Source organism: Acidocella aquatica (assembly GCF_030160635.1).
GTDB lineage: Bacteria > Pseudomonadota > Alphaproteobacteria > Acetobacterales > Acetobacteraceae > Acidocella > Acidocella aquatica.
Map to the genome: position 1 here is coordinate 287,753 of NZ_BSOS01000067.1, position 11,860 is coordinate 299,612.

Annotated in this window: 12 protein-coding genes; 7 read left to right on the forward strand and 5 right to left on the reverse strand. The window is 57.3% G+C overall.

The genetic code is table 11. The features are described 5' to 3' along the window. Nucleotides 1-71: 71 nt before the first annotated feature. Entirely contained in the window at nt 72-1,364 is a 1,293-nt protein-coding gene (locus QQJ84_RS12305; protein ID WP_284258504.1) for a hypothetical protein, read from the reverse strand. Nucleotides 1,365-1,837: 473 nt separating this feature from the next. Here QQJ84_RS12305 and QQJ84_RS12310 point away from each other — a divergent pair, with 473 nt between their 5' ends. The 5 genes from QQJ84_RS12310 to QQJ84_RS12330 all read left to right on the forward strand — a co-directional run bounded on the left by QQJ84_RS12310 (nt 1,838) and on the right by QQJ84_RS12330 (nt 4,793). Next, on the forward strand, nt 1,838-2,440 hold the full coding sequence (locus tag QQJ84_RS12310) for a hypothetical protein (RefSeq protein WP_284258505.1): 603 nt from the start codon (nt 1,838-1,840) through the stop codon (nt 2,438-2,440). Between the two features lie 126 nt (nt 2,441-2,566). After that, nucleotides 2,567-2,920 carry a hypothetical protein gene (locus QQJ84_RS12315; protein ID WP_284258506.1) on the forward strand — a complete coding sequence of 118 codons (354 nt, stop codon included), beginning with the start codon at nt 2,567-2,569 and terminating at the stop codon, nt 2,918-2,920. A gap of 13 nt (nt 2,921-2,933) precedes the next feature. Then, nucleotides 2,934-3,650 (forward strand): C39 family peptidase, encoded by a 717-nt coding sequence (locus tag QQJ84_RS12320; protein ID WP_284258507.1) that lies wholly within the window; start codon nt 2,934-2,936, stop codon nt 3,648-3,650. Between the two features lie 27 nt (nt 3,651-3,677). After that, a complete protein-coding gene (locus QQJ84_RS12325; RefSeq protein WP_284258508.1) occupies nt 3,678-4,322 on the forward strand; it encodes a hypothetical protein in 645 nt (214 codons plus the stop codon). Between the two features lie 114 nt (nt 4,323-4,436). Then, a complete protein-coding gene (locus QQJ84_RS12330; RefSeq protein WP_284258509.1) occupies nt 4,437-4,793 on the forward strand; it encodes a hypothetical protein in 357 nt (118 codons plus the stop codon). A 65-nt stretch (nt 4,794-4,858) separates the two neighbouring features. On the opposite strand, the gene QQJ84_RS12335 is transcribed toward QQJ84_RS12330, so the two are convergent. From QQJ84_RS12335 to QQJ84_RS12345, 3 genes are all read right to left on the reverse strand, one after another. Then, entirely contained in the window at nt 4,859-5,968 is a 1,110-nt protein-coding gene (locus tag QQJ84_RS12335; protein ID WP_284258511.1) for a sigma-54 interaction domain-containing protein, read from the reverse strand. Nucleotides 5,969-6,697: 729 nt separating this feature from the next. Beyond that, nucleotides 6,698-7,414: a cysteine hydrolase family protein gene (locus tag QQJ84_RS12340; protein WP_284258512.1), complete on the reverse strand. Its 717-nt coding sequence runs from the start codon at nt 7,412-7,414 to the stop codon at nt 6,698-6,700. A gap of 27 nt (nt 7,415-7,441) precedes the next feature. Further along, nucleotides 7,442-8,119 carry a beta/alpha barrel domain-containing protein gene (locus tag QQJ84_RS12345; RefSeq protein ID WP_284258513.1) on the reverse strand — a complete coding sequence of 226 codons (678 nt, stop codon included), beginning with the start codon at nt 8,117-8,119 and terminating at the stop codon, nt 7,442-7,444. Between the two features lie 261 nt (nt 8,120-8,380). Between QQJ84_RS12345 and QQJ84_RS12350 the strand changes: the two genes are divergently transcribed. Then, nucleotides 8,381-9,904, forward strand: coding sequence for an FGGY-family carbohydrate kinase (locus tag QQJ84_RS12350; RefSeq protein WP_284258514.1), 1,524 nt, complete (start codon nt 8,381-8,383; stop codon nt 9,902-9,904). Then, on the forward strand, nt 9,901-11,424 hold the full coding sequence (gene glpD / locus QQJ84_RS12355; protein WP_284258515.1) for a glycerol-3-phosphate dehydrogenase: 1,524 nt from the start codon (nt 9,901-9,903) through the stop codon (nt 11,422-11,424). Before QQJ84_RS12350 ends, glpD begins: the two co-directional genes overlap by 4 nt. 9 nt (nt 11,425-11,433) lie before the next feature. On the opposite strand, the gene QQJ84_RS12360 is transcribed toward glpD, so the two are convergent. Beyond that, nucleotides 11,434-11,802: a response regulator transcription factor gene (locus tag QQJ84_RS12360; RefSeq protein WP_284258516.1), complete on the reverse strand. Its 369-nt coding sequence runs from the start codon at nt 11,800-11,802 to the stop codon at nt 11,434-11,436. Between the last annotated feature and the right edge of the window lie 58 nt (nt 11,803-11,860).

Below are 11,860 nucleotides of genomic sequence, written 5' to 3' on the forward strand. Positions count from 1 at the left end.
CGTGAATCGCCTTTAGAAAAATGGGTAGCGCCTGATCGCATTTAAAGCGACCAGGCGCTAGGGCGGCGGGGTTAGAACCGTATCGGCACCTCAAACAAAATTTTGGCAACCGGGGCATTGGGGCCAGCGCCTATGCCGACGCCGATGTTGAAATTGGTGCGGGCGTTGATGGCGTAGCCCAGCCCAAAGTTGAAGGTCCCAAAATCATACGCGGAACCGGGGATGGAGCGGTTGCTCACCGAGGAGCCGAACACATGCTCCTGCTGGTAACTTAAGGTCATCGAGGCCTTGTCATTCAGCGCGAAGCCCATGCCGAATGTTGCCGCGACTGCGCTGCCGGGTTGCAGATTTTCGCGCACGGATACGCCGGAGCTGCCGAGAATATTAAAAGTCCGGCTGAAATTATAGATGTATTGCAGATTCCCGAATAACACGCCGGGAGCGGTTGGGTAGAAAATGGTGACGCTGGGTTCAAGCGAATAAAAGCCGGTGCCTGTCGGGAGTTTTTTTTGGATGCCGCCGAGGAAACTTCCGCCGCTATCATACACTGTGTAAATTGGAACCGAGTAGGGGCTTACGCCGGTGGCGGTTTTGAAGGTGAGGTTGCCTACGAAAACCGGCCATCCGTCATTGCCGCTGTTGAACTGGTAGGAGCCGCCAAGCTGAATATCGCCGATATTCACATTGTTCGCGCTGGTGTTGAGCGGCTGCGCATTTGGCCCCACTGCCTGGGCCGTGAAGGTTCCGTAGCCGGCCACGAGAGGAATTTTCGCGTTGATCTCCAGCCGGTCTGTGAGGCCATACCGCGCTGTGACGGCGGCGGTGAGAAAATTTTGATCGACACGCGCAATGAAAATATTGCCGAAGGTGATGCCTGGGATAATGGTGAAACCATTCAACGCCAGTTGATTTTGTGCCCAGTAGTCATATTCGAGCGAGGGATCGATAACGAATGTGCCTTTTGGCGTTAGTACGCCACCTGTGTTGGCGAGCACGGTGGATGACTGGAGTATGACCTTTGTTTGTTCCTGCTGGTTTTGTTGTTGCTGCTGCTGCTGCTCCTCGCCCACTGTTCCGCTGGCGGGCGCTGCTTGCGTAGATGAGGCTGGAGCGGTTGTGGCGCTGTTGGCGGTTGAATCAGCCGCAGGTTGTGCCTGGCTGGTTGGGCTTGTTCCTGTTCCCCGCAGTTTGGCCATTTGGCTGTCGAGCAGGCGCTGTTGCTGATCCAGCTCAAGTGATTGCTGTTCCAGCTGGATCTCTTCCTGTTGCAGCTTGGCTTCTTGTGCCGCGATGGCGGCTTGTAGCGTGGCTAAACTCTCAGGCCCGCTCTGCGCCGCCTGGGCATTGCCACCTGCAGCAACCATAAGGATGAATGCGCCACTGGCGGAGAGTTGTAGGACAGATTTGAGATGGCTGAAAAATTTTATCGTCTTAATTGAAGCGGTTTCGTCTGGATGAAATTTTTTTACATAATCATTTGAAAAATAATAGGATTTGGCAGCCATTTTAGCGCCTCCCTGATTTTGCGTCTCATATTTATCAGATACATACGGTTTGTAAACTATTATTTGGCGTGCGTGCGGGTTTGTGTTTCATTTGAAGTGTAAACGTTACAGTGAAACTTAACAGCTTTACAAGACATGACACACAGGCGGCGATGATGAGCGCGCCAGAAATTTTCCTTAATCGTATGAATTTTAAGTAAATCCAATTATCTCACGTTACCTCGGAAACTTGGCACGGCGTTTGCGTAGTGTTGTTCATGGCGAAGTTGCGCAGTCAACCGTCATAAGAGTCCAGGCTTTAATCTTTCACAAATTAAAAACGGAGGGCTATCATGCGTAACATTCTTCTCGCGGGTTCGGCTGTATTTCTTCTGTCGGCGGGCATGGCATTTGCTGGTGGCGGCGGTGACGGTGGTGGTTATGGCGGTCATGGCGGCTTGTCCGTGAATGTGCCCATTGTTAAAAACGCCTTGGTGGGTGGAAATGGCCAGTCGGCAACCACAGGTGGCACGAATGTTAGCGCGAGCCTGACCAACTCCGCCAATCCGACCACGACCAATTCGAACAACACGGCCAACTCAAACAACAGCAGTGAATCAGTAGCATTCACCAAAAATCTCAACAATGTTGGCAATGAGACAATGGTAAGCACCAACACTGACACGCATATCACCGTTGCCTCGACCAGAAACGAAGGATCGGTCAAGGATATTACGATTGGTGGCGGTGGCGGCGGCGGCTATGGCGAAGACCGCAAAGGCGGGTCTGGCGTAACCGTGAGCAGCGGCAGCAACACCATGAACACCGTGAATGGCGGCAACGGCATCAACACCGCCATGCAGAACTCCGGTGCGGCATCGTTGCAGCAGAGTTCTGTGGCTCTTGGTTCCGTCGTCAGCGGCAGCAGCGGCGGCACGGGAATCAGCGGCTTCTAATCTGCGCTGCAGATCGGTATGTTTGGGCTCCGCATTGCGCGATTTGCCGGCGCAATGCGGAGCCAGCATATTTTTAATTGGCGCTTTAGGCGCGTGAGATGTAGGCTAGTATTATAGGAGCGTCCAATGAACGTGATGACAGCGGCGATATTTACAGTCGCAGCAAGCTGCGCATTGTTTTCAGCTTCTCAACCTGCTTTCGCATCTGGTTCCGGCGGTCAGGGAGATGCGGCCATCGGCGGTCTTGCGGGCATGGCGGTTTCGAATGCGCAACTCGAAAAACTACGTGGTGGAAGTTTTGTGGTATCTTCGACAAATGTCGGAATCGACACCGGGAACAGCGCGAACAATACCACCACGGGTAATATCGCCAATACGCAATCCATCAATAATAATACAGGTATAACAACAATATTTGAGAATACTGGAAACAATTCATTGTTTCAGAGTAGCACCACGGTGAACATCTCTCTTAAATAAAGGACTGCCAGGCATGAGCGTTTTACGCAGGGCCGGTGTATTTGCAATTTTTGCTGTTTGTTGGGGATGGCTCGGAATATCCGGCGCGCGGGCTGGACAGGTTTTTTTGAACGGGCTCGCGGTAGGTGGCGGTGATATAGATGTCAACGTGTTGAGCTTTCAGGAGCGGAAATTTAGTACAACGGTTAGACAGGAATATGATTTCTCCTGCGGCTCGGCCGCTCTGGCGACATTGCTTACTTTTACCTACCACCGGCCTTCGACTGAATCTGGTGTGTTTACGAGCATGTTTGTTAATGGGGACCAGCCGGTTATTGAGAAGCAAGGTTTTTCGCTGCTGGATATGAAAAATTATCTAAGCAGAATCGGTCTGCCGTCTGGCGGATTCAAGGCATCGTTGGCGAAGCTCGCGGAGATAAGGATGCCTGCCATTGTTCTGATTAATGAACATGGCTTCCGGCACTTCGTCGTTATCCGCGGTATCCAGGATGGACAGGTTTTATTGGCGGACCCGGCCATTGGTCTGAGGACCGAATCGGCACATGATTTTCAACAGCAATGGTCTGGAATTTTTTTAATCATTTTAGCGAATGTTCAAGCTGCGCAGGCTAGCTTCAACGGTGAGAGGGATTGGTCTGGAGAGCCTGGCGCGCCGCTTGATCTTAGCCGCTTTGCGGTCAATCTTTCAACGCTTCAGCAGGTTATGCTTCCAAATCCATATAAATTCTGATGCGTCCAATTAGAGGAGTATCGGTCAATGTCTTTCAACCGTTTTACAAAATGGAGTTCACATACAGTTTTCGTGACGGCGGTTTTGTTCAGCCCGCTTGCATATGCCGCACCGCCTGTGAGCAGTGCGCCCGATAATAATGAGATCAATTCGCTTCAGCTCGCGGCCTTGCAGCTTCCGTATCAGGCGCTTGGCCAAATTCGTGGTGGATTTGATGTGAAGCCGGGGCTCTCCATCAGTTTTGCTTTCCAGCAGGTGGATTATCAGGGGAAAACGGTTATTCAGAGCATTCTGGTGCCGTTGACCACACTGACCAGCGGCTCTGGCGGGGCAATTGCCAGCGTAACCGGTGGCGGCACGACGACCTTGACGCAGCAGGGGGCGGGTGATCCGACGGTGATAAATGTTGGCGGCAATACAATTCAGGTGCCGGCCGGCACGTCTTCCATCACCCTTTCATCGAGCATCAATCAGGGGGCCAGCGTTGTTATTTCGTCGCTGGGTGGAGGTGGTATCAGCAATATCATCTCGAACACCGCGAATAATATGATGTTGAGCCAGGTTACCACCATGAATGTTGAAATTACCGGGATGTCGCAGTGGTTGGCCCAGCAAGGCTCTGGCCTTGGTGCCGTGGGCGGCGCTTTTGGCAACCTAGGGTTTTCTCGTTGACGGGATTACCAGCAGAGGGTATAATAAGACTTATAAGAATAATAAGTTTGCTGTTCCGGGTTACGTGTTTGGCCGATTGGAATATTTTGCGGTGTTGTGCTCTGTGAGAGTGTCATGAAACAGTTTTCTGCTTTGCAATTTAGGTTGGCGATTTCGGGAAAACGGCTTTGCGGATGTGTGGCTGTTGTGACTGTTTTATCGGCGGCCGCAATTGTGGTGACGCCCGGCGTTGGCTACGCCAAAGCTGGGACATCTGATTTTATTTTGCCGGCCGCGGTAACGAATCTGACGGCTCTGCCAGACTCAACGATAGCTGTTATAACCGGAACCGGGCTGAAGGCTCCATCGATAAATGGAGCAGGCGAACCGCGCGCGACAATTACTCTATGGGATGAACTCCGCCCGGCGGTTCAGCAGAATAGCCTCAGCAATAGCAATTCCACCATAACGGTGAATGGTGTCGTGCAATAATATTTTATATGAATATTTTATATGCTGGGCGTTGGAGCATGGCCGCACTTGAAGCGATCGTGCTCTTAATGTTCGCGGATGTGTAATGTTCCGCCGAATTCCGCGTGACGCTTTGCCATGCGATAAAGTGTGACCCTTGAAACTCCCAGCTCTGCCGCAGCCTTGGTGACATTATGGTGGTTGCGGGCGAGGGCTTGCTGTAGCGCGTTGCGCTCTTGAAGGGAGCCGGCGCGCAGCCGTTGTGTCGCGAGTTTACGCGGCGGCGCTGGCTGACCAGAGGGGTGGGGTTGGAGGCCGAGGTCTTCCTCCGAGATCAGCGGTTCGCAGCCCATGACCACGCCACGCCGGATGGCGGCGATGAGTTCGCGCACATTTCCCGGCCAGGGATAGGAGCGGATAAGATTTTGGGTGGCTGCTGTGAAGCCGGAAACGTCACGGCCAAATTCCGCGGAAATCTTGCGCAGGAAAAAAGTGGCCATCAATTCAATGTCGCTTTCGCGCTCCCGCAGGGCCGGCATGTGCAGGGGAAGGACGTTGAGGCGGTAGAACAGGTCATGACGGAAGGTGCCGGCAATCATGGCTTCATCGAGTTGCACATGGCTGGCGGAAATGACCCGGGCATCCACCTGGATGGGTAGATGCCCGCCTATGCGGGTAATTGTTTGCTCCTGAAGAAATCTGAGCAAATGCCCCTGCAGATCCAAGGGTAGATCGCCAATTTCATCCAGGAATAATGTGCCGCCGTTGGCTTGCTCGATGAGGCCGATTTTTCTTCCCGCCGCGCCGGTGAACGCGCCTTTCTCGTAGCCAAACAGCTCCGATGCGATAAGGCTCGCGGGAAGGGCGGCGCAATTGATCGCGATGAAAGGCCCTTTGGCGCGTGAGGATCGTTGATGAACGGCCTGTGCCGCCAGTTCCTTTCCTGTTCCGGTTTCTCCGGAGATGAGAATTGGCGCGTCGCATTGAGCGAAACGGCGAATGCGATAGAACACTTCCTTCATGGCGGGACATTCACCAACCATGAACTCCTGGTGATCTGATTTTTCAAATTGTCCGGCGGTTAGGGAATCATTGGACACCGCGGAGGAACTATTATCAGGAATAGGCTGTAAATGCCTGTTGTCCGAGGAGGAGTTCCAAGCAGCACCGCTGCTATTCCGATGATAGGTAACCATTAGTGTTCAGTCCTAACCAAATGAACTGGCAGAAGAAACTTCCGCTTGTCCTTATGAAATAATCCATTTTTATCAGTCACGAAATAATCAGAAAATTCACTTAGGTTTGCTTGCGCATCAGGTTTGTTTACACATCCATGGCATCAATGGTTTTGGGGCCGGAAAGCTGCTCCAGGGATCACAATTTCTTGAGAAATTGTGACTGTAACTGCAATGCTCAGCCAAGTTTTAATACAAGCTTTGATACCAGGCGCGGTAAAAAAACCTTATCAAGGAAAACCGAATTTAAGATAACATCGTTAATATTTTAATTGAAGCAATTACACGTCAATGTGAAGTCAATACACGAGTTTATGAACGCCATCCAATAATCAACAATACATTTCCAGATCACACTAAACTGTAACCTAGTTGCATGGCGGATAATTAATTAAATTTTTATTGCTGTACTGCAATTTATTTTGCTCTTCAATGATAGCGTCACATACGAAAAATGTCAAGGTGAGATCAGATGGCGCAGGGGAACCTGTGCGCTGGATGAAGATTCCGGCGGGTGATTTTATATGTTTGTTTGCGCGCGCTCGGTTCGAATTGACGCACGTGCGCCAGCTGAGAACGATCAGACTCTGGTGGCTGTCTGATTTTTGAAATTGGGGTTTTTCAGCGTGTTGCGGGCGGTTGTTCTACACGGATTGGAGCTTTTCCGGGCGGCGGGGTTCCGGCGCCCTGCTATGGCTTGGGTTGCTGGCCCAGATGCATGATCTCGATTAGTTCGGCGCTGCTCATGACATGGCAATAGATCATGTTGATGATTTCCAGTTCTTTGTGGTGCAGCGTCTCTGAGCCGGCGGCGCAGCAATCTTCCAGCACGATCACATCATAGCTTTCGTCGGCCAGGCTGCGCACGGTTGAGGATACGCATTGGTCTGTGAAAATTCCGGTGCAGATTACATGCCGGATTCCGAGATTATGCAGAATCAGGCGCAGGTTTGTGCCGGTCAACGCGGAATCGGTGGTTTTGGTCAGCGTGATCTCGTCGCCTGCCGGGGCAAGCTGCGGGACAATCTGTGATGGTAATCCGGATTTGGGCAGGAGCAGGTTGTTCCACCCGGGCATTTTCTGCGAAAGTGACCTGTCGCGGCCATCCTCCGTCTGGCAGGCGATGCGCACGAAGAGGCATTCCATTCCGGCGGCCCGCGCCAGCTTCAGGAGCGCGGCGGTTCGCGGAATCACCTGATTGTGCATCCGTTCATGGAAAGGTGTCCAGGCATCGTAATGGGCCTGTTGCGCGGGGGTGAGCGTCGCGCGCGCGGGCCGTTCCAGATATACATTCTGGACATCGATCACGAGCAATGCGGTTTCCTTCAGCGGCAGGTGCGGGTCATCGGGGGCGGGCGCGTCCGCGTAATAGATTGACCGGTAAGAATTTTTCCATGATGTGGGCATATTTACGTCCCCTGGCCGCATTTGGCGCTAGATGTTGTGGGTGCAATCGGCGATCACGGCGGCCAGTTGCGAGAGGGTGGAGCCTTTGTCGGGCGCGTAGGCGCCATTGAAAACCGCCGAGCCGATGGTGAAGGCATCCGCCCCGCGCGCGGCGACCTCGGCAATGCGGGCCGCGGAGTCTATGTTGCCGGCGATGATCAGCCGCCCATCGGCAAGGCCGCGGCGGGCTGCCTCCACGAGGCGCAACGGGTCATCCTGCGTTGCCCGGTAGGCCAGCAGGTCGGCGCCCGCGCAGCCCTTTTGCATGAACTGCCGGCATTGTGCCTCCACCTGCGCGGCGCTGCCGCCCAGCCGCGTCGGGTGGCCCTCGGGCGCGCCTGGGAAAGGATAATAGCGGATTGGCGTGCCGCGGATGATCTCCAGCGTTGCGTCAATTTCCGTGCCGCCCAGCAGATGGCCGACACCCAGCGCGACCGCCATTTTCGCGGAATTGAGGCAATCCTGCGCGGTGGTGCTCACCACCTCCATGTAACTCTGGGCCCCCATGGCGTGGATTTTTGCGGTCAGGGCCTGCAATGCCGCAAAATCAACGCCGATGTCCTTGAACCCCACATGCCGCAAGCGCAGCGGACGGATCAGGTCGCATACGTCCAGGCAATCCGTCACGGTTTGATCGTTGCGAGTCAGCATGAAGATAAAATCCATCGGCGTTCCTCCTTTGTTGGTCTCATACCACTTAATTTGTGGAAATTCACACAGAGTATGTTGCAAGTATAGCATTTTTTAGCCTAAATCCGGCTGGTGCGGCGGTTGATGAATTCGTATGCGCGGGCAGCGGCTGTTTGGAAATTTCAGGACCGTTCGCCGCGCTGAAGATCGAGGTTTGCGAATGTCCTTCTGGATTGCGACATTGGTGTCAGGCATGATTCAGCACCGGTTTGCGCGGCCTCGCTCGTGGAGCGGGGTGTGAGACGGCACGGGCCTGTCGTTATTGGCGTGGACCAGGGGACGACCAATACCAAGGCTGTCGCGGTGGACGCTAACGGCCGGATCCTGGCCCAGGCGGTGCGGCCGATTGCCACCGCCTCGCCTTATCCGGGCTGGGTGGAGCAGGATCCGCTGGTGATGAGCGCCAATGTCATCGCCTGCATCCGTGACGTGCTGGTCCAGTCGGATTGTCCGGCACATGAGGTTGCCGGGCTTGGCATCGCCAACCAGACCGAGACGCTGGTGATCTGGGACCCTGCCACCGGCAAACCGGCATTGCCCGCCATGGTCTGGCAGTGCCGCCGCGGGGAGGCCGAGATCGCGCATCTGATGCGCCCGGAATTCGGCGGTTTTATACGCGCGCAGACAGGGCTTGATCTGGACCCCACCTTCACGGCGGCCAAGCTGCTATGGGTCGTGCGGCACCATCCGCATTTGGCTGCCGGGCTGCGCTCCGGCGCGCTGCTGTTTGGCACGGTGGATTGCTGGCTCATCTGGCACCTGAGCGGCGGCAGAGTTTATGCGAGCGAACCTGGCAATGCTTCGCGCACCATGCTGTTCAGCCTGGCGCGGAACGGCTGGGACCCGCAATTGTTTGAGATGTTCGGCCTGGACATTGCCCGGTTACCCGAAACCGGCCCCTCGGCGCGCCGGTTCGGCGCCACGCGCGCCGGGCTGTTTGATGCGGAAATTCCGATCACGGCGGCGATGGGCGACCAGCAGGCCTCGCTGTTCGGGCATGGCTGTTTCAGCCAGGGCGATTTGAAGGTGACCTACGGCACGGGGGCTTTCGTGTGGGCCAATGCCGGGCCGTTGCCGCCGGCGGGGCAGGCTGATGGGCTGGTCCGCACCATTGCCTGGGACCTTGGCGCGCCGGTTTATGCGGTTGAGGGGTTTGTGATGTCGGCGGGCGGGGTGTTGAACTGGCTGGCCCGGCATTTTGGCATTGCCGGGGGCGGCGCCGGGGTGGTGGAGGTGGCTCGCGCGGCGCCGGGGGCGGGTGGCGTTGTGCTGGTTCCGGCATTCCAGGGGCTGGCCTCGCCCTGGTGGCGCGCGGATGTCCGCGCTGTGCTTTCGGGCATGACCGAGGCGACCACAACGGCGGAAATCTGCCATGCCGGGCTGGAGGCGATCTGCCTGAACATCCGGGCGGTGTTGGAGGGCATGGCGGCGGCGGGAATACGCCCGGGGCTGGTGCGCGCCGATGGCGGGCCAACGCGTTCGGATTATTTGATGCAGTTGCAGGCAGACATTTTGCAGACCCCGCTGGCCCTGGCAACCACCGGCGCGCTGACCCCCTTTGGGGTTGCGCTGATGGCGGGTCTGGGGGCTGGGGTGTGGCCCGGCCTTGACGCCTTGCGCCCTCTCACGGGCCATGCCACTCAGCTCAGCCCCGACCCGGGGGCGGCCGCGCGCTGGAACAAGGCGCATCGCAACTGGCTGGCGGCTGTTGCCGCTTCACTCACCGCCGCCGATGCGGCCCGGCTGGAAGACACGCCATGACACGCGCCCCCGGCGATATTTATGACCTGTTTGTGATTGGCGGCGGCATCAACGGTGCCGCGATCGCCTGTGCCGCTGCTGACCGGGGGCTTGGGGTCGCCCTGGCCGACGCGCGGGACTTCGCGGAGGGCACCTCCTCGCGTTCCTCCAAGCTGATCCACGGCGGATTGCGTTATCTGGAAACCTATGACTTCCGCCTGGTGCGCCATGCGTTGCTGGAGCGTGAGATATTGATGGCCCGCACGCCGCATCTGGTCTGGCCGATAAGGCTGGTGCTGCCGCATGTGCCCGCCCTGCGGCCGCGCTGGCTCATCCGCCTCGGGTTGTTTTTATACGATCATCTGGCGCGCCGCAAAACGCTTCCGGCCTCGCGGATGGTGCGGCTGGCGGGGCATGAATTCGGCGCGCCGCTCAAGCCGGAATATCGATTTGCCTTCGCCTATTCCGATTGCCGGGGCGATGATGCGCGGCTGGTGATCGCCAATCTGCTCGGCGCGCAGGCGCGGGGGGCCAGTATTTTGCCGCGCCGGCGCGTGACCGGCGCCAGGCGGACGGGTGAGGTGTGGCAAATTGAGCTGGCGGATGCGCAAACCGGGGAGACCAGCACGGTGGCGGCGCGCGCGCTGGTGAACGCGGCCGGCCCATGGGTGGCGCAGGTGGCGCATACCCTGGAGGGTGCCGCCACCGGGCGGCGGCCCCGGCTGGTGCGGGGCAGCCATATTGTCGTGCCCCGGCTGTGGGAGGGGGAGCACGGGTATTTTTTGCAGACCACCGACAACCGGACGATGGAGATGTTCCCCTACGAGAACGGCTTCACCTCCATCGGCACCACTGACACGCCTTGGGAGCAACCGCCCGAGGAGATCGCGGTGTCCGAGGCGGAGGTCAGCTATATGCTCGAACAGGTGAACCGGTATTTGCGCAATCCGGTCCGGCCCGAGGATATTGTGTGGCGCTATGCGGGCGTGCGGCCGCTGTTCGAGGTGGGGGGCGGGCGCGATAGCGATTTATCGACGTTGACGCGGGATTATTCCTTCGAGATCGGCGGAGGGAGGGATGCTGCGCCCGTGCTCACCGTGTTTGGAGGCAAGCTGACCACGCACCGGCGCATGGCCGAGGATGCGCTGGCGCGGCTGGCGGTGGTGTTCCCCATGCCGGAGCCCGCGCACCCCGCGGATGCCCCGCTGCCGGGCGGGGAATTTGGCCCGGCCGGGTTGGCTGGTTTCGAAGCTGGGATGGCCCGCCGCCACGCCTGGCTGCCCGCCGGTTTACGGACGCGGCTGGCGCGGCTCTATGGCACGAGGATGGAAATTCTGCTCGAATCGGTGACCAGCCTCTCAGGGCTTGGCCGCTGCTTTGGCGCGGATCTGTATCAGCGCGAGGTGGATTTTTTGATCCGTACCGAGTGGGCGCGCACGGCGGAGGATATTCTCTGGCGGCGCACCAAGCTTGGCCTGTGGCTCAGCCCTGGGCAGGCATTGGAGCTGGCGGAATATATCGCCGGGCGCGGTGGCGCCTGATAGACCCCGTCAATCGCGCGGGAGCAGGTCCATCTCGTGGATATAGCGGCAGATCTGGGTGCGCCGGTGCAGGTTCAGCTTGTGCAGGATGAGTGAGATGTTGCCCTTCACCGTGCCCTGGCTCACACGCAGGAACACTGCAATTTCCTTGTCGGCCAGGCCCAGGGCGACCATCTGGGCCACGGTAAGCTGGCGCCCGGTCAGCGGGCTGTAATTGGGGGCATAGCCAATGGCGCGGGCGGCGCGCAGGTCGGGCTCGTGAGCCGGGGTGGCTGAGCATAGGCGCGTAGCCCCCAGGGTATCGTCCAAGAGCTTGAATTGCGGCTTCACCCGCAGGGGGCGCGCCCGTTGAGGCGATTTCAGACCGGTTTCACTCATCACAAGGCCCTCGCTTTAGAGCAATATGCGCTTCGATTGACGCGGAGTGTTCAGGCCA